Consider the following 18,658-nt stretch of genomic DNA (forward strand, 5'->3'; position numbering starts at 1 on the left):
CCCAATTGCCGTTGCACAATCGGCTGAAAAAGCAGCTGGAATCGTCATCAGGGCGGCTCAGGTCGGATCTTTTCAGCATCGATTTTTTTCCAGGCGGCCGGAAACCGAAGGTGAAGGCGGAATTTTCAACACCCTGCTAGAGCGCAGAAAATGCATTAAAAGGCGCTGGCCTTTCCGACTTGCGAAAGATGGCTTGCCGGACGCCGACGCTTCACTTCGTTCATTGGGCGCGGCCCTTGCAAGACGAGTCCGGACGATTCGGCCTCTCTCCGCCACCGCAAAAAAGTCAAACAAGCAATGAGTTACGAAGCCCGGACCTCCGGGCTTTTCCGTCGTTTCGCGGGCTCGGACCGGCGATCGCCTTTGCCCAACGAGTGCGAAAGTACCTGTGCGGCATCCTTGCCTCGGCACATACCCGCTCAACGCCAGCGTCCCCTAAGGCGTCAACAACCCCCACAAGGTGATCAAGCGCAGGCCGCGGCTTCCGCGACTCAGCCGATTTCTTTCTGAAGCGCAAAGCGGCTTTCCCCGCAAAGGCGCAATGACCCTCTTTTTTCGACGATTCAGTGCGCATGGACGCCACCCCAGGCACGCGCGCCCGGTCCCATCGCGGAATGAGCGACTTCCGCCCGAAAGTTTTCCCGTCCCGTTTTCCCGTCCCGAACTCCTTGTAATCCCCGCGGCATCCCCGCTAGGCCGCAGCCGGGCGGGCATTCGGTTTGCACCGCCATGTCCTGCATGAACCACACTTGGCGACGGTTATGACGACGCAGCGGAAGGACGACGACAAGGATCGCAAGGACAAGGAAGAGAAGGAACGTAGGGAAGAGAAGGACCGCAAGGAGAAGGAGGACAAGGAGCGCAAGCAGGAGAAGGAGCGCGCGGAAAAGGAAAGGAAGGACGAGAAGGAGCGCGCGGAAAAGGAAAGGAAGGACGAGAAGGAGCGCAAGGACCGCGACGACAAGGATCGGAAGGCGCACGATCGCAAGGACGAGACGCGCAGCGAGCACGACCACAAGGACGACGACCGCGAGCGCAAGAGCCGGGACCGAGATGACGATGAACGCGAGCGCAAGGGCCGGGAGCGCGATAGCGACGACGAGCGGTCATCCCGCGATCGCGGTGACGAGCGCGGCGCGCGGAATCGTGATGACGAGCGGGCCGGGGCGGGGCGGGGACGCGGTGGAGACGACGACGCGGGCCGCGGAGGCGGCGAACGCACGGTACCGAATCCGATCCAGATCCAGAAGTTTCTCGGCGGCCTCGACTATCCGGTCGCTAAGCAGGATCTGCTCGATCGCGCGCGCAGCAACGGCGCCGACGACAACGTGATGGATGCGCTCGAACGGATTCCGGATCGCGAATACGACAGTCCCACGGCGGTCTCGCGCGAGGTGGCGGATCTGCGCTGAGGGCCCGGCCTTCGATTAATGCCGCACTGGAAAAGCCGCGCGTGATCCAGTATACTGCCCGACTTTCGTGCCCGCGCCGCGGCCCGGGGTGCTTAGCTCAGTTGGTAGAGCGTCGCCCTTACAAGGCGAATGTCGGCGGTTCGAGCCCGTCAGCACCCACCAGTAATACGAACAAAAAGCGCAGTACGCAGCAATCTTGAAGGCCCGCCTCGTGTGGGCCTTTTGTTTTTCTGCTCGCTGCCGATGCTTCGCCCTGACGGGGACGATCCGCAGCGTCTTCCACTGCGCCGGGACAACCGGGCGCGCGACCGAAAATCCTGGCGACGACCACTTCGTACGTAACGATGGCTGTCGGCCGGCAGCAAGTTCCGCTCGGTGAAAAATTCCTGCGACGAACCGTAGCTGCGGGCGAAGTCTCGCGAACTACCGGGGTGGGCTTGCCGCGCGGGTAGCCGTCGCGGCAGTTCCGCAGCTTCCTTCCGCCTTCCCCGATTCTGCTTGTAAAAGTTGCGGCCACGCGTAGGTTTTCCAGCCGCGCCCGACCGGGTGCTTTGCCGCGCCTTGGCCCGGTCGGCGGGCATCGGGTTTGCACCTGTCGGCCTCGCACGACTTCAGGAGGCAGTCATGGCAAGCCAGCAGAAGCGCGAGGATTCGGAGCGTACGGTGCCGAACCCGGTGCAGGTGAGGAAGTTTCTCGGCGGGCCTGATTATCCCGCCGGCAAGCAGGCGCTTCTCGACCGCGCCCGCGAAGAAGACGAAGACGCCGACGAGAACGTGGGGCTCGTATGTGTTCCCGATCACGTGTGCGACAGCCTGACGGCCGGGTCGCCGGAGGTGGGCAGACTTGACTGACATGACCGGAATGCTCGGCTCGGGCATCGCGATCGCGCGCCCGGTGTTCGACGTCGAGGCCCGCCTGATCGTCGGGTTCCACGACCGTTTTCTCGCCGGTGAGGCGTGCGTTCCTCAGACTGGCTCGCCCGACGTCTGGCAATGGATCGAGGCAAATCACCGCAGCAATTCGGCGCTGTGGCGAGAGGAGGACAAGGCTCGCCGCACCGATTTGCCGGACGCGCAGATCGTCGGCTGCAAGCGCAGCATCGACGCGCTGAATCAGCGGCGGAACGATGCCGTCGAGGCGCTCGACAACTGCATCCTGCTCGCGCTTGGCCAGCTCGACGGCGAGGCTAACGGCCGCCAGTCGAGCGAGACCGCGGGCGCGATGGTCGACCGGCTCTCGATCCTTGCGCTGAAGATCCATCACATGCGTTTGCAGACGCAGCGGCAGGATGTGGACGAAGCGCACGTGCAGCGTTGTGCCGACAAGCTCGCGACGCTGATCACGCAGCGCAACGATCTGGCCGCGTGCTTCGACCGGCTGCTGTGGGAGGCTCGCTGCGGCGCCGCGCATTTCAAGACCTACCGGCAGTTCAAGATGTACAACGATCCATCGACGAACCCCGAGCTTTACGGTCGCCGCGATCGCACGTCCGGGAACGCCGCTGCGGGCGCAGTCGACGTGCTGATCCCGACCTGCGACCGTCCGGCGGCGCTCGCGGTGACGCTCACGTCGCTGTTCGCGCAGAGCCACCCCGACCTGCGGATCGTGATCTCGGACCAGGGTGAAGTCCGCCGCGTCGACGAGGCCGCTGAGGTCACCGCGGTGCGACGCCTCCTCGTCGCGAAGGGTTGCGACGTCGAGGTGCACCGTCACCTGCCGCGGCGCGGGCTCGCAGAGCAAAGGCATTTCCTGCTCGCCCAGGCGCGCGCGCCGCATGTGCTTTTCCTCGATGACGATGTCGTGCTGGAGCCGGATCTCGTCGCGCGCCTGCTGAAGGCGATCCGCGAGCAGGACTGCGGTTTCGTCGGCAGCGCGCTGATCGGCATGAGCCATGCGGGCGACAACCGGCCGCAGCAGCAGCGCATCGAGTTCTGGGACGGCCCGGTCGAGCCCGAGGAGATCGCACCCGGCAGCGCGGCGTGGGAGCGCCACCACCTGCACAGCGCCGCGAATCTCTATCACGTGCAGAACCGGCTCGGCTTGCGGCCCGAGGACCAGCGCCTCTACCGCGTCGCGTGGGTCGGCGGCTGCGTGCTGTTCGACACCGAGAAGCTGCGTGCCGCGGGCGGCTTCGACTTCTGGGATGAGCTTCCCGCCGAGCATTGTGGCGAGGACGTGTACGCGCAGTTGCAGGTGATGGCGCGATACGGCGGCTGCGGCGTGATTCCGTCGGGCGCGTATCACCAGGAGCTGCCGACCACGATTCCGCACCGCGAGGTCGACGCTCCGTTCGCGCTGTGTCGGGGAGGGGCGGCGACGTGACCGCACGTGCAGGCAACGGCGCCCGTGATCCGGTTCCGGAGGTCGCATCGATCGCGGTGCTGCGCCCGAACCAGATCGGCGATTTCATGTTCGCGTTGCCGGCGCTCGCGGCGCTGCGCGAAACCTATCCGGCCGCGCGCATCGTTTATCTCGGGCGCGAGTGGCACAAGGCGTTTCTCGACCGGCGCACGCCGCTGGTCGACGAAGTCGTCGTGTTGCCGCCGGTCCCGGGAGTCGGCGCGCCGCCCGACGTCGCCGTCGACGCGGAGCTGATCGAGTCCGCGTGCGCGGCGCTGCGCGAACGGCGCTTCGACATCGCGTGCCAGTTCTATGGTGGCGGGCGCCATTCGAACCCGTTCATCCGGCGGCTCGGCGCGCGGATGACGGTGGGCGTGCGCGCGGCCGACGCCGAACCCCTCGACCGCTGGCTGCCGTACGTGCCGTGGCACAACGAGCGGCTGCGGCTGCTCGAAGCGGTCGGACTGGTCGGGGCGCGCACAGCGGAGCTTCAGCCACTGCTCCCGGTCCTGCCGCGCGACCGCGACGAACTCGCCGCGAAGCTGCAGCTCCCGGGCGACCGGCCGCTCGTCGTGCTGAGTCCGGGTGCGAGCGACCCGCGCAGGCGTTGGCCGGTCGAGAAGTTTGCCGTCGTCGCGGACGTGTTCGCTCGCGAAGGGGCGTGTGTGGTCGTGCAGGGCGGCGGGACGGATGAGCTCGAACTCAGCGCAAACGTCGTCGCGGCGATGCGCGAACCGGCGATCGATTCCGGCGGACTGCTGTCGCTCGACGGCCTCGCGGCGCTGCTTCAGCGCGCGCGCCTCGTCATCGCGAGCGACAGCGGGCCGCTGCAGCTCGCACAGGCGCTCGGGACGCCGACGGTCGGCATTTTCTGGTTCGTCAACCTGCTGATCTCCGGGCCGCTGACCTCGCACCGCAACCGCTGCGCCGCGTCGCTGATGCGCGCGTGCCCGGTCTGCGGGCGCGACAACCTGAAGTCGCGCTGCGAACACGACCCGTCCTTCGTCGCGGACGTCAGCACGGAAGAGGTGACCGAGCTCGCGCTCGACCTGTGGAGGCAGGAGGAGAGCGCTTCATCAGCGTCCGAGCTTCCCGCAATACTTCGCTGAGCCCGCAGTCACCCGGCGCCCAGACCGGCCGGTGTAGCGTCCGGTCGAGCGGCGCCCAGCGCGACATTTCGGATGCACGGAAAACGATCACCGACGGCAGTTTCAGGGCCGCCGCGATGTGCGCGACGCCGGTGTCGTTGCAGACGAGGAGCCGGGCGTCGCCCAGCAGCGCGGCGAGCGCGCCGGCCGAGATCGGCGCCGCCGCGTCGATCGCCGGCGCGCGCATTACCTTCCGCACCGCCGCGGTCAAGTCGGTTTCGAACTGCGAGCCGGTCAGCACCAGCGGCAGTCCGTGCGCTTCGTACAGCCGGTCGCCGACCGCGGCGAAGTGCTCCGGCGGCCAGCGTCGGGCTTCGGAGCGCGCGCCCGCGTGCAGACAGATGTAGCGACCCGGCGCGAGGCCGTTGGCAATCCCGCTGTCGAGCAGCTCGGCATCGTCGGACGTGGTCAGCGGAAATTCCAGGTGATCGCCTTGTGCCGGCGCGCCGAGGAAGTCGGTCAGTGTGAGCAGGCGATGGATCTCGGCGCCGTGCTCCGGATAAGGCAGGAAGCCGTCTGCGCCGCTGCCCGGCGCCGCCTCGAAGCCCGCGGTCCATCCGGCGCCGAACTCCCGCGCCAGACCGTTCGTGATCCGCCCGTCGCCGTGCATCTGGATCGCGAGATCGAAGCCGCGTCCGCGCACATCGGCGAGGAAGCCGGGATACGCCGCGGTGTCCGCAAGCTGCTCCGGCATCCCGGGAAAGCCCGGGAAAGCGATGAAGTCGTCGAGATAACGAGGGAAGCGGGCAACGAGCACTTTCGCCCACGGCAGCCCGATCAGCGTGACTCGGGCATGGGGACATGCGGCGCGCAAGGCGCGCAAGGCAGGGGTCGCGCACAGCATGTCGCCCAATTGCAGCGCGCGGAAAATCGCGATGCTTTTGGGCTGCAGGGTCGGGAGCAGGGGTTTTTCCATGGGCGTCACCGGCAGGGAAGACGGCCGTGACCGCAGCAAACGCGGGACCGGGAGCCCATGCGCGCACCTCGCCGGGACAGAGGGCTGCCGCGACGGTGCATATGCGCGCTTCTTACACGGTTCTTGTATCCGTTTCATGCCTGCGACGTCCTGACCCGTGCGCGGGATCGCCGGGGGCAGGTCTTTCATTTGCTGGCAAAGCGACAAGGGCGACGAATCCGTCGTACCCGCAGCAACAGGAGATCGCCATGAATATCAAGACCAAACGCAAACTGATCGCCGCGATCGCGGTTTCCGTCGTCGGCCTCCCGGGCTATGTCGCGTACGCCGCTAGCACCCCGACCGGTGAATCGGGCAAGGCCCCGCCCGCGGCGGCCGCGAAGAGTACTGCCGAGAAGGCGCATTACTTCGCGCGAGCGAGCAAGTTGATCGGCACCGAAGTCCGCAATCCGCAGAACGAAAAGCTCGGCAAGATCGAAGACCTGATCGTCGACACGAAGGGCCACACCGCGCACTACGCGATCCTTTCCTTCGGCGGCATCGCCGGCATCGGCAGCAAGCTGTTCGCGTATCCGGTCGAAATGTTGCGACGCACCTCGGACAAGGACGAGTTGCTGCTCGACATCGACAAGGCGCGCCTCGAGAAGGCGCCCGGTTTCGAACGGAACAACTGGCCGGATTGGGGCACCGATTCGTATCGCCGGGGCGTCGACAAGTACTTCGGCGTGGACCGCGGCGATAAGGCCGGAGCGCAGCCGGCGCTGATCCGTGCATCGAAACTGATCGGTATGGATGTCGAGGACAACGAGAAACGCAACGTCGGCGAGATCAAGGACGTCATCGTGAGTCTCAGCGACGGGCGGGTGCCGTTCATCGTGATCGACTTCGACAAGGCATGGAGCCCGGACGACAAGCTGCTGCCGGTTTCCCCGTCTTCGCTGACCTTCCCGGCGACGGACAAGGACAAGGCGCTGATCGCGACGTCACGCGACAAGCTCGAGATGAAGTACGGCTTCGACGAGAAGAAGTGGCCGGATTTCAACGACCTGACGTATCAGCGGGAGCACGAATCGCTGTATCGCGACTCCGGTCGAGTGCGAGGCGCGGATTGAGCTTCTGCAGTCCGGTCGGCGGAACGAGGGCGGCGCCGTCGCTCCCGACCGGACAAGGCTTGGTCGCCCGTCTATCGAAAATCGGATTGCGGGTGCAAGGATATGGCTTCGGCACGGAAAGTCGATGAACGCTTCAGCCTCCTCTCGGTTTCGCCCACGGTGCGCACCGCGTCCCGGCAGCCGGCCGGAGGCGGTGCGGAGAAGCGTGCCGAAACCGGCCAGGAGCCGGCCGGGCAGAAGGACCGCGAGGCGCACTTCGACGCGTCGTGGCTCGAAACGGATCTTCCCGAGGACGCGCTCATCCTTCTGCCCGTCCGGGACCTCGTGCTCTTTCCCGGGCTCGTGACGCCGATCGTCGTGCGGCGTCAATTCTCGGTTCTCGGCGCGCAGGTCGCCGTCCGCTCCGAGCGCCTGGTCGGCGTGGTCCTGCAGCGCGACGAGAAGTGCGAAGCGCCGTCGCTGTCCGAGCTCGAACCGGTCGGCACCGTCGCCGCCGTCGTGCGCTACCTGACGACACCGGACGGCGCCCACCACGTCGTGTGCGAGGGGCGACAGCGCTTCCGGCTGCTCGAATTGCTCGACGGCTACCCTTTCTATGCGGCGCGGGTCGAGCGCCTCACCGAGCCCGACGTCTCGTCGCCCGCGATTGAGGCGCGGGTCGCACGGCTGAAGGCGCTCGCCGGCGAGATCCTCGAGCTCCTTCCGCAAACGCTCCCCGAGCTCGCGTCCGTCGTCGAGACGATGGCGTCGCCGTCCTTGCTCGCGGATTTCGTCGCGGCGCTGATGGACCTCGACCTGCAGGAAAAGCAGGACATCCTCGCGACCCTCGAGGTCGAGCCGCGGCTCGACAAGGTCGTCGATGCGCTCGCGCGGCGCGTCGAAGTGGTGCGTCTGTCCGAGGAGCTCAACCGTCAGACCCGCGACCGCATCGACGACCAGCAGCGCGAGTTGCTGCTGCGCGAGCAGCTGAAGACGATCCAGAACGAGCTCGGCGAGGCCGACGACGATGTCGACGGCGTGAAGGCGCTTGAAGACGCGATCACCCGCGCGCGGATGCCCGAGGACGTCGAACGCCACGCACGCAAGGAACTGCGTCGCCTCGCGCGGATGAGCGAAGCGGCGGCGGACTATTCGATGCTGCGCACCTATGTCGAGTGGCTAACCGAGCTGCCGTGGTCGGTCAGGACCGAGGAACGCATCGACATTGCCGAGGCGCGGCGGATTCTCGACGAGGACCACTACGGTCTCGACAAGGTGAAGCGGCGCATCCTCGAATATCTCGCGGTGCGCAAGCTCAAGCCGTCCGGGAAGAGCCCGATTCTGTGTTTCGCCGGTCCTCCGGGCGTCGGCAAGACGTCGCTGGGTCAGAGCATCGCGTGCGCGACCGGACGCAAGTTCGCGCGCGTGAGTCTAGGCGGCGTGCACAGCGAGGCGGAAATCCGCGGCCACCGTAGGACTTACGTCGGCGCGCTGCCCGGGAACGTCATCCACGCGATCCACAAGGCGGGTGCGCGCAACTGCGTGCTGATGCTCGACGAGCTCGACAAGCTCGGCAGCGGCATCCAGGGCGATCCGGCCGCGGCGCTGCTCGAAGTGCTCGACCCGGAGCAGAACGGGAGCTTCACCGACAACTACCTCGGCGTGCCGTTCGACCTGTCCGAAGTGATGTTCCTCGCGACCGTGAACCTCATCGACAGCGTGCCCGCAGCGCTGCGCGATCGGGTGGAGGTCATCCAGTTGCCCGGCTACACTGAGGACGAAAAGGACCGGATCGCCAGTCGCTTCCTCGTGCCGCGCGAGCTCGCGGCGAACGGGTTGACCGACGCGCAATGCGCGCTCGGTGAAGGCACGGTGCGGGCGCTGATCCACGGCTACACGCGCGAAGCGGGCGTGCGCAACCTCGAACGCGAGATCGGGCGGGTTTTCCGCCATGCGGCGATGCAGGTCGCCGAAGGCAGCGCGACGCGGGTCGACATCGGCACCGGCGATCTCGAAGGCATCCTCGGCGCCGCCGAATACGAGAGCGAGATCGCGATGCGCGACAACCTGCCCGGGGTCGCGACCGGTCTCGCGTGGACGCCGACCGGCGGCGACATCCTGTTCATCGAAGCGAGCATGACGCCGGGAAGTGGCAAGCTGATCCTCACCGGTCAGCTCGGCGAAGTGATGAAGGAAAGCGCTCAGGCCGCGCTGACGTTGGTGAAGGCCGAGGCGGCGAAGATCCCGGCCGGCTGCGCGAACTTCGACAGGAGCGACGTCCATGTCCACGTCCCGGCCGGTTCGATCCCGAAAGACGGTCCCAGCGCCGGCGTCGCGATGTTCGTCGCGCTGGTGTCGCTGGTGCGCGAAACGCCGGTGCGCGCCGACCGCGCGATGACCGGGGAAATCAGCCTCCGCGGCCTGGTGCTGCCGGTCGGAGGGATCCGCGAGAAAGTGCTCGCGGCGCTGCAGGCGGGGATCACGACGGTGATGCTGCCCGCGCGCAACCGTCGCGCGCTGGAGGAAATTCCCGAGGACGCCAGGCGAAAACTGCGATTCGTGTGGCTCGAAACCGTCGAAGACGCGCTCAGCGAGGCGCTCGCCCCGCTGGTCGATGAACCCCGCCTGGTGGAGGACGCCCCTTGAATCTCGATCCCGCAAGCATCCTGTCGGTCGCCGCGAGCGAGCCGCCCTTCGAGTCCGACGCCGCCGATTTCGCGCGCGCCCTGGTGTGCGGCCTGCGCGCCGTGCCGAAACGCGTGCCGTGCAAATATCTGTACGACGCCGCAGGGTCCGCGCTGTTCGAGCGCATCTGCGACCTGCCGGAGTACTACCCGACGCGGACCGAACTCGGGCTGCTCGAACATCATGCCGGCGAGATCGCGCGCCACATCGGCGACGACGCGGAGCTGGTCGAATTCGGCGCCGGCTCGGGCGTCAAGGTCCGTCTGCTGCTCGATGCGCTCGCCCGGCCGCGCGCCTACGTGCCGATCGACATCTCGGGGCCGCACGTTCGCGCGGCGGCGGGCCGACTCGCGGCCGATTACCCGGGGCTCGCGGTGCGTCCGGTCGTCGCCGACTACACGCGGCCGTTGCAGCTGCCCGCGGTTGCGGGCGAGGCCAGACGGCGCGTCGGATTCTTTCCGGGCTCGACGATCGGCAATTTCGCGCCCGACGAAGCGGTCCGCTTCCTGCTGATGGCGTCTCGCGTGCTGAAAGGCGGCGGGCTGCTGGTCGGTGTCGATCTCGTCAAGGATCCGGCGGTGCTGCACGCGGCCTACAACGATGCGGCGGGCGTCACCGCGGCGTTCAACCGCAACGTGCTCGACCGCGCGAACCGCGAGCTCGACGCGGATTTCGACCTCGACCGCTTCGCGCATTACGCGTTCTACCACCCGCTCGCGCAGCGCATCGAAATGCATCTCGTCAGTCTCGACCGTCAGCACATTCACGTGGCGGGCGAGCGATTCGTCTTCGCCGCGGGCGAAGCACTGCACACCGAAGACTCGTACAAGTACACCGTGGACGGTTTTCGCGCGCTCGCGGTGCGCGCGGGTTTCGTGCCCGCCGCGGTATGGAGCGATCCGCAGCAGCGGTTCAGCCTGCACTGGCTCGAATCGCTGTAAGGGCGAGGCGGGCGGGAGTCCAAACCGGTCGAGTCGAGCTTGTCGGAGCAACGCCCTTCGACGGACTAGGGGCGGAGGGTTGGATCGGGTTGCCGGGTCGGTAGGGATGGATTGTCGGGCGGGCGGAGCCTCTCCGTCCCACGGCAGGCATTTTTCCGCTTCGCGCCAGGGCATGCCGATTGCTGGCCCGAGCCGGGCGGGAACGCCGGAGCCTGCGGCGGACGACCGCGACGGAAAGCTCATGGAGGGTCAGTCATGTTGTCATCCACGGTAGACCGGGTACCGCAGCACACCGCGGCGCATGTCAATCAGCGCATCCAGCAGCAGACGCGCGAGAACATCGACCGCGCCGCGCTCGGTGGGGCGGAACAGATCGAGCGGCGCCTGCAAGAACTCGACAAGGAGTGGGACGTCGAGCGCGCGCTCGAAGCGAACGCGGCGTCCGTCGTGCTGATCGGCTCCGCGCTCGGCTTCGTCGCGGACCGACGATTCTTCGCGCTGCCGGCCTTCGTCGGCGCCTTCCTGTTGCAGCACGCGCTGCAGGGCTGGTGTCCGCCGCTGCCGATCATGCGCCGCCTCGGCATCCGCACGGCGGCCGAGATCGAGGAAGAGCGCCGCGCGCTGAAGGCGATGCAGGCGCAGCTCGCGACTTTCCACCTCCGGCCGGTCGAGCGCGGCGCGGCGGTGCGTCCGAGTTGAGCCGGCGGGGTGTCCGGGACGATGCCGAACACGAAGAACGCGACGCGCAGTCCGCTGACCGACCACGATATCTACCTGTTTCGTGAAGGCACGCACGGGCGGCTGTACGACAAGCTCGGCTCCCTGCTCGACGCGGACGGCGCGCATTTCGCGGTGTGGGCGCCGAACGCGCGCGCGGTGTCGGTGGTCGGCGAGTTCAACGCGTGGCGTGGCGATGCCGACGCGCTGCGGCCGCGGGACGATCACTCGGGCATCTGGGAAGGCGATGTCGAAGGCGTCGCGCACGGCGACATCTACAAATACCGCGTCGTCCGCCGTGACGGCTCGGTGGTCGACAAGGCGGATCCGTTCGCGGCGTTCGCCGAAGTGCCGCCGTCGACCGGGTCGCGCGCGTGGCGGATGGAATACCGCTGGAACGATGCCGAGTGGATGAAGCGGCGCGCGCGGGCGAACGCGCTCGATGCGCCGACGAGCATCTATGAAGTGCATCTCGGGTCGTGGCGCCGGCCGGACGGCAGGCTGCCCGGCTACCGGCAGATTGCGCCGCTGCTCGCGCAATACGTCGCCGACTGCGGCTTCACCCACGTCGAATTCATGCCGGTCACTGAGCACCCGTTCTACGGTTCGTGGGGCTACCAGACGACCGGTTACTTCGCCCCGACCTCGCGCTACGGCACGCCCGAGGATTTCATGTTCCTCGTCGATACGCTGCACCAGGCCGGCATCGGTGTGATCCTCGACTGGGTGCCGTCGCATTTCCCGAGCGACGCGCATGGCCTCGCCGAGTTCGACGGTACCTCTCTCTACGAGCACGCCGACCCGCGCCAGGGTTACCACCCGGAGTGGCACTCGTGCATCTTCAACTACGGACGGCACGAGGTCTGCGCGTTCCTGCTGTCGTCGGCGCTGTTCTGGCTCGACCGTTACCACGTCGACGGCCTGCGCGTCGATGCCGTGGCGTCGATGCTGTACCTCGACTACGGCCGCAAGCACGGCGAGTGGATCCCGAACTCGCACGGTGGCCGCGAGAACCTCGAAGCGGTCGCGTTCCTGCGGCAACTGAATGAGGCGGTGTACCGCGACCACCCCGACGTGCAGACGATCGCCGAGGAGTCGACCGCATGGCCGATGGTGTCGCGGCCGACCTGGCTCGGCGGCCTCGGCTTCGGCATGAAGTGGAACATGGGCTGGATGCACGACACGCTCGACTACCTGCGCCACGATCCGCTGTACCGCCGCTTCCACCACGGGCGCATCACGTTCTCGCTGGTCTACGCGTTCCACGAGAATTTCGTGCTGCCGCTGTCGCATGACGAGGTCGTCTACGGCAAGGGCTCGCTGATCGGCAAGATGCCCGGCGACAACTGGGTGCAGTTCGCCGGGATGCGCAGCCTGTTCGGCTACATGTGGGCGCATCCGGGCAAGAAGCTGCTGTTCATGGGCGGGGAGTTCGGCCAGCGGCGCGAATGGACGCACGAAGGCGAACTCGAATGGTGGGTCGCGTCGCAGCCGGAGCACGAAGGGCTGCGCCGTTGGGTCGTGGATCTGAACCGTCTCTACCGCCAGGAACCCGCGCTGCACGAGCTCGACTTCGACGGCGGCGGCTTCCAGTGGGTTGACGCCGACGACAGCCAGGGCAGCGTGCTGTCCTTCCTGCGCAAGGCGCGCGACGGCAGGACGGTGCTCGTCGTCTGCAACTTCACGCCGGTGCTGCGCCCGAACTACATCCTCGGCGTGCCGCGGCCGGGCGCATGGCACGAAGTGCTCAACAGCGACGCGACGGTCTACGGCGGCAGCGGCGCCGGCAATCTCGGCGTCGTCGAGGCGACGCCGGTGTCCGCGCACGGCCATTTCCATTCGCTGACGCTGACGCTGCCGCCCCTCGGCGTGCTGTTCCTGGTCCCGGAGGACGGCGATGCGGACCGCTGAACTGCCGCCGGAAGGGCGGGTGCGCGCGGTCATCGAGTCGGTGACGCCCCAGGTCGACGGCGGCCGCTTCGCCGCGAAGCGCGTGGTCGGCGACGAGGTCGTCGTCGAAGCGGACTGCTTCTCGGACGGCCACGACGCGGTCGTCGCGGTCGTCTGCTGGCGGCGCGACGGCGCCGAGAACTGGCACGCGACGGCGATGGTGCCGCTCGGCAACGACCGCTGGCGCGGGCAGTTCAAGGTGGGCGAGATCGGTCGCTGGTGGTACACGGTCAGCGCCTGGGTCGACAACTTCCAGTCGTGGCGGCGCGATCTCGCGCGGCGCGTCGACCCCGAGGACATCCGCATCGCGGCGCTCGTCGGCGCGCAGCTGATCGATGAAATTGCGGCGCGCTCCGACGGCGCCGACCGCGAGGCGCTCGTCGCGTGGGCACAGCGCCTGCGCGACGACGCCGCGCAAGCCGACGGGGATCCGGAGGCGCTGAAGGCAAACGGCCTCGACGCGGCCCTCGGCGAGATTGCCGCGCGCCGCCCGGACCGGCGCTTCGCGACGACGCACGCCGCGCTGCCGCTCGACGTCGACCGGCCGCTCGCGCGCTTCGGCGCGTGGTACGAGCTGTTCCCGCGCTCGGCCGGCCCGGTGCAGGGCGCGCACGGCACGTTCCGCAACCTCATCGACCGCCTGCCGGAAATCGCAGGGATGGGCTTCGACGTGCTGTACCTGCCGCCGATCCACCCGGTCGGGCGCAAGCGCCGCAAGGGGCCGAACAACGCGCTCGTCGCCGGGCCCGACGACGTCGGCAGCCCGTGGGCGATCGGCGCGGCCGAAGGCGGCCATACCGCGATCCATCCGCTGCTCGGCGACGCGGACGACCTGCGCGAGCTGATCGGGCGCGCGAAGGACGCCGGGCTCGAGCTCGCGCTCGACGTCGCGCTGCAGTGCGCGCCCGACCATCCGTGGGTCGAGGAGCACCCCGAGTGGTTCCGGCGGCGGCCCGACGGCTCGGTGCAGTACGCCGAGAATCCGCCGAAGAAGTACCAGGACATCTACCCGTTCGACTTCGAGACCAGCGACTGGCAGGCGATGTGGGCCGCGCTCGCCGGCATCTTCCGCTACTGGATCGGCGAGGGCGTGCGTATCTTCCGCGTCGATAACCCGCACACGAAGGCGTTTCCGTTCTGGGAGTGGGCGATCGCCGACATCCGCCGCGACCATCCCGATGTGATCTTCCTCGCCGAAGCCTTCACGCGGCCGCGCGTGATGCACCGGCTCGCGAAGCTCGGCTACACGCAGTCCTACACGTACTTCACGTGGCGCAACACGCGCCAGGAGCTGACCGAATACTTCATGGAGTTGGCGCACGGCCCCGGCGTCGACTACTTCCGGCCCAACGTGTGGCCGAACACGCCCGACATCCTGCCCGAATACCTGCAGGTCGGCGGCCGGCCGGCGTTCGTCGCGCGGCTCGTGCTCGCCGCGACGCTCGCGGCGAGCTACGGCATCTACGGACCTGCGTTCGAGCTGATGGAACACGTGCCGCGCGAGCCCGGCAGCGAGGAATACCTCGACTCCGAGAAATACCAGCTGCGCCACTGGGACCGCGCCCGCGCCGACAGCCTCGCGCGGCTGATCGGTCGCGTGAACCGGATCCGCCGCGAAAATCCCGCGCTGCACGACAACGTGTCGCTGCGCTTCCTGCCAACCGACAACGACAACCTGATCGCCTACACGAAGACGACGCCGTCGCGCGACAACCAGATCGTCGTCGTCGTGAACCTCGATCCGCACAACCCGCATTCAGGCTGGCTCGAGCTCGACCTCGACGCGCTCGGCGTCGAGCCCGGCACGAGCTTCCAGATGCACGACCTGCTCTCGGATGCGCGCTACCTGTGGAGCGCGGCGCGCAACTACGTGATGCTCGACCCGCAGCGCATGCCGGCGCACATCTTCCGCGTGCGCCGCCGCGTGCGAACCGAGCGCGACTTCGACTACTTCCTCTGAGGCTGCCGACCATGGACCTCCTTCCCGCTTCCGCCGCGCCGGACAAGGAGACCGACGACGAGCTCTGGTACAAGGACGCGGTGATCTACGAGCTGCACGTCAAGGCCTTCTTCGACGGCAACAACGACGGCATCGGCGACTTCAACGGCCTGACGCGCAAGCTCGACTACATCCGCGACCTGGGCGTCAACACGATCTGGCTGCTGCCGTTCTACCCGTCGCCGCTGAAGGACGACGGCTACGACGTCGCCGACTACCACGGCGTGCTGCCGGCCTACGGCACGCGCGCCGACTTCCGGCATTTCGTGCGGGAGGCGCACCGCCGCGGCTTGCGCGTGATCACCGAGCTCGTCATGAACCACACGTCGGACCAGCACGCGTGGTTCCAAGCCGCGCGCCGCGCGCCGCCGGGGTCGGCCAAGCGCGACTACTACGTCTGGAGCGACGACCCGACGCGCTACAGCGGCACGCGCATCATCTTCACCGACACCGAGACGTCGAACTGGACCTGGGACCCGGTCGCCGGCGCGTACTTCTGGCACCGCTTCTTCAGCCATCAGCCGGACCTGAACTTCGAGAACCCGCGGGTGCTGCGCGCGGTGCTGCGGACGATGCGTTTCTGGCTCGACATGGGCGTCGACGGCTTCCGGCTCGACGCAATCCCGTATCTGCGCGAGCGCGAAGGCACGAACAACGAGAACCTGCCCGAGACGCACGAAGTGATCCGCGAGATCCGCAAGGTCATCGACGCGAATTACCGCGGCCGCGTGCTGCTCGCCGAGGCGAACCAGTGGCCCGAGGACGTGCGCGAGTACTTCGGCGACGGCGACGAATGCCACATGTGCTACCACTTCCCGCTGATGCCGCGGCTTTTCATGGCGGTCGCGCAGGAGGACCGCTTCCCGGTCGTCGACATCATGCGGCAGACGCCGGACATCCCCGAGAACAGCCAGTGGGCGATCTTCCTGCGCAACCACGACGAGCTGACGCTCGAGATGGTCACCGACCGCGAGCGCGACTACATGTGGCAGTTCTTCGCGCGCGACCCGCGGATGCGCATCAACGTCGGCATCCGCCGCCGGCTCGCGCCGCTGCTCGAGAACAGCCGCGACCGCATCGAGCTGATGAGCTTTCTGCTGCTGACGATGCCCGGCTCGCCGATCGTCTATTACGGCGACGAACTCGGCATGGGCGACAACGTGTTCCTCGGCGACCGCGACGGCGTGAGGACGCCGATGCAATGGAGCTGGGACCGCAACGCCGGCTTTTCGCGCGCCGACCCGCAGCAGCTCTACCTGCCGCCGATCATGGACCCGGTGTACGGCTTCCAGGCGATCAACGTCGAGGCGCAGGCGCGCAACCCGCATTCGCTGCTGAACTTCACGCGGCGGCTGATCACGATGCGAAACGGCTCGAAGGCATTCGGTCGCGGCACGCTGCGATTCCTCGAACCGGGCAACCGCAAGGTGCTCGCTTATCTGCGCGAGTACCGCGGCCAGAGCGTGCTGTGCGTCGCGAACCTCGCGCGCACACCGCAGGCGGTCGAGCTCGATCTGTCGCGTTTCGAAGGCCGCGTCCCGGTCGAGATGGTCGGCCAGGTGTCGTTCCCGCCGATCGGCAAGCTGCCCTACCTGTTGACGCTCCCCGGGCACGGCTTCTTCGGGTTCGAGCTGTCGACGACGGCGTCGCCGCCCAACTGGCACGAGGAACGGCTGCCGCAGTCGGAGCTGCCGATCCTCGTGCTGACCGAAGGCTGGCGCACCTTCTTCCGCGGCAACCAGGGCGGCAGCGCGGTGCGGCGCGCGATCGCGACACGCAGCCGCGAACAGTTGCAGAGCGAGGTGCTGGTGCCGTACCTGCAGGCAAGGCGCTGGTTCGCTGCGAAGGGCGAGACGATCACGCGCGTCGAGGTGGTGGACGAGCAGGAATGGGCGGCCGGCGGCGGCACCTGGCTGCTGGCGCTGCTCGAAGTCGGCCTTGCGCGCGGTGATGCGCATCAGCCATTGACCGACGCCACGAGCGCCGAGGCGCCGGCCTCGCAGACGTATTTCCTGCCGCTCGCGATCGCGTGGGAAGGTCCCGGGGATGATCCGGCTGACCGCTTCGGCGCGGCCGCGCTCGCCCGCGTGCGCGAGAAGGCGCGGATGGGCATCCTCTACGACGCGTTCATCGACCCCGCGTTCTGTCGCGCGCTCGGCCGCGCGATGCGCGAGAACCGGACCTATCCGCTCGGCAACGGCAGCCTGCGCTTCTCGTCGGCGCCCGACTACGACCGGCTCGCCGACGCGCTCGACGAGGACGTGCGCCAACCGTCGCTGGAGCAGACCAACACCGGCGTGTTCTTCGGTTCGCGGCTCTACCTCAAGGGCTACCGCCGGCTGCAGTACGGCATCAATCCGGAACTCGAGATCGGCTACTTCTTCGCCGCGCGCGGGCATTCGGCGCACGTCGCCGCGATGGCCGGTGCGATCGAGTACGTCGGCCCCGACGGCACGCCGGCGGCGCTCGCGCTGCTGCAGGAATACGTCGATAACCAGGGCAACGGCTGGGAATACACGCTCGATCACCTGAACCGCCTGTTCCCGCAGGACATCCAGCCGGCGGTCGCCGACGACGCGGACGCCGACAGCATGGACCGGGTCTATCTGACGCAGATGGAGACGCTCGGCCGGCGTGTCGGCGAGATGCACGCCGCTTTCGCCGACGGCGGCGAGAATCCGGCGTTCAAGCCCGATCCGCTTGAAGAGCACGAGGTCGCACGCTGGCGCGCGCGCGTCATTGCCGACATCGATCTGACGTTCGGCAGGCTCGAGACCGCGGCCGCGCGAACCGACGAGCCGCGCCTCGATGCGCGCTTCCGCGAAGAGGCGGGGCTGGTGCTCGCGGCGCGCGAAGCGATCGTCGGCGCGATCGAGGCGCTGAACCTCGACCCGCGCGGCGTCGTGAAGACGCGACTGCACGGGGATCTGCATCTCGGGCAGGTGCTGATCGTGCCGAACGATGTCGTGATCGTCGATTTCGAAGGCGAGCCCGCGCGTCCGATCGACGAGCGCCGCGCCAAGCACTCGCCGCTGCGCGACGTCGCCGGGATGCTGCGTTCCTTCGACTACGCCGCGCGCATGGTCGCGAATCGCCACGCCGTCGCGCATCCCGAGCACGGGGCGGCTGCGGCTGCGGCGCTTGCCGAATGGAAGGAGCGCGTCGTCGCCGCCTTCATGAACGCATACGGCGCGGCGGCCGCCGGACTGCGGTCGGTGCCCGCCGACGGCGTGATCGCCGGCGACTTCCTGACGCTCTTCGTGCTCGAAAAGCTGCTCTACGAGCTGCGCTACGAACTCGACAACCGCCCCGACTGGGCGCGCGTGCCGCTCGCGGCGCTGCTCGAGTTCGCGCAACCGGCGCTGCCCGTCGCCTTGCCCGAGTGATACCTGCCGCAAGCCATTCGCGCGCAGAGCGATCGCGGCGGTGGTGCTTCGACAGGCTCGGCCCGAGCGGTT

13 protein-coding genes and 1 tRNA gene are annotated in these 18,658 nt (G+C 67.9%); 13 read left to right on the plus strand and 1 reads right to left on the minus strand.

Annotated features, from left to right (window positions below):
• The 6 genes from ROZ37_RS12210 to ROZ37_RS12235 form a co-directional block, all read left to right on the plus strand.
• Positions 1–301 (plus strand): hypothetical protein (locus ROZ37_RS12210; protein WP_312659700.1); only part of this gene is annotated, 301 nt, incomplete at its 5' end.
• 460 nt (positions 302–761) lie between these two features.
• Positions 762–1,412: a DUF2795 domain-containing protein gene (locus tag ROZ37_RS12215; protein ID WP_312659702.1), complete on the plus strand. Its 651-nt coding sequence runs from the start codon at positions 762–764 to the stop codon at positions 1,410–1,412.
• Between the two features lie 86 nt (positions 1,413–1,498).
• A tRNA-Val gene (locus ROZ37_RS12220) sits at positions 1,499–1,574 on the plus strand.
• A gap of 462 nt (positions 1,575–2,036) precedes the next feature.
• Positions 2,037–2,264: a hypothetical protein gene (locus tag ROZ37_RS12225; protein WP_312659704.1), complete on the plus strand. Its 228-nt coding sequence runs from the start codon at positions 2,037–2,039 to the stop codon at positions 2,262–2,264.
• A 1-nt stretch (position 2,265) separates the two neighbouring features.
• A complete protein-coding gene (locus ROZ37_RS12230; RefSeq protein WP_312659896.1) occupies positions 2,266–3,735 on the plus strand; it encodes a DUF4254 domain-containing protein in 1,470 nt (489 codons plus the stop codon).
• A complete protein-coding gene (locus tag ROZ37_RS12235) occupies positions 3,732–4,862 on the plus strand; it encodes a glycosyltransferase family 9 protein (RefSeq protein ID WP_312659706.1) in 1,131 nt (376 codons plus the stop codon). The genes ROZ37_RS12230 and ROZ37_RS12235 overlap by 4 nt, the downstream gene beginning before the upstream one ends.
• Here ROZ37_RS12235 and ROZ37_RS12240 read toward each other — a convergent pair.
• On the minus strand, positions 4,768–5,817 hold the full coding sequence (locus tag ROZ37_RS12240) for a glycosyltransferase family 9 protein (protein WP_312659707.1): 1,050 nt from the start codon (positions 5,815–5,817) through the stop codon (positions 4,768–4,770). The two genes, ROZ37_RS12235 and ROZ37_RS12240, sit on opposite strands and share 95 nt — an antisense overlap.
• A gap of 248 nt (positions 5,818–6,065) precedes the next feature.
• On the opposite strand from ROZ37_RS12240, the gene ROZ37_RS12245 reads away from it, so the two are divergent.
• From ROZ37_RS12245 to treS, 7 genes are all read left to right on the plus strand, one after another.
• The gene (locus ROZ37_RS12245) at positions 6,066–6,929 is read left to right on the plus strand and encodes a PRC-barrel domain-containing protein (protein ID WP_312659708.1); all 864 of its coding nucleotides are present in this window, start codon (positions 6,066–6,068) and stop codon (positions 6,927–6,929) included.
• A 102-nt stretch (positions 6,930–7,031) separates the two neighbouring features.
• Positions 7,032–9,554: an endopeptidase La gene (gene lon / locus ROZ37_RS12250; protein ID WP_312659710.1), complete on the plus strand. Its 2,523-nt coding sequence runs from the start codon at positions 7,032–7,034 to the stop codon at positions 9,552–9,554.
• On the plus strand, positions 9,551–10,534 hold the full coding sequence (gene egtD, locus ROZ37_RS12255) for an L-histidine N(alpha)-methyltransferase (protein WP_312659711.1): 984 nt from the start codon (positions 9,551–9,553) through the stop codon (positions 10,532–10,534). Before lon ends, egtD begins: the two co-directional genes overlap by 4 nt.
• A 255-nt stretch (positions 10,535–10,789) precedes the next feature.
• Entirely contained in the window at positions 10,790–11,233 is a 444-nt protein-coding gene (locus tag ROZ37_RS12260; protein WP_312659712.1) for a DUF2892 domain-containing protein, read from the plus strand.
• Positions 11,234–11,254: 21 nt separating this feature from the next.
• On the plus strand, positions 11,255–13,162 hold the full coding sequence (glgB, locus tag ROZ37_RS12265) for a 1,4-alpha-glucan branching protein GlgB (protein ID WP_312659713.1): 1,908 nt from the start codon (positions 11,255–11,257) through the stop codon (positions 13,160–13,162).
• Positions 13,149–15,161, plus strand: coding sequence for an alpha-1,4-glucan--maltose-1-phosphate maltosyltransferase (locus tag ROZ37_RS12270; RefSeq protein ID WP_312659714.1), 2,013 nt, complete (start codon positions 13,149–13,151; stop codon positions 15,159–15,161). Before glgB ends, ROZ37_RS12270 begins: the two co-directional genes overlap by 14 nt.
• 11 nt (positions 15,162–15,172) lie before the next feature.
• Positions 15,173–18,586 carry a maltose alpha-D-glucosyltransferase gene (gene treS / locus ROZ37_RS12275; RefSeq protein ID WP_312659716.1) on the plus strand — a complete coding sequence of 1,138 codons (3,414 nt, stop codon included), beginning with the start codon at positions 15,173–15,175 and terminating at the stop codon, positions 18,584–18,586.
• The last annotated feature ends 72 nt before the right edge of the window (positions 18,587–18,658 follow it).

Source organism: Aromatoleum sp., assembly GCF_032027225.1.
Taxonomy (GTDB): domain Bacteria; phylum Pseudomonadota; class Gammaproteobacteria; order Burkholderiales; family Rhodocyclaceae; genus Aromatoleum.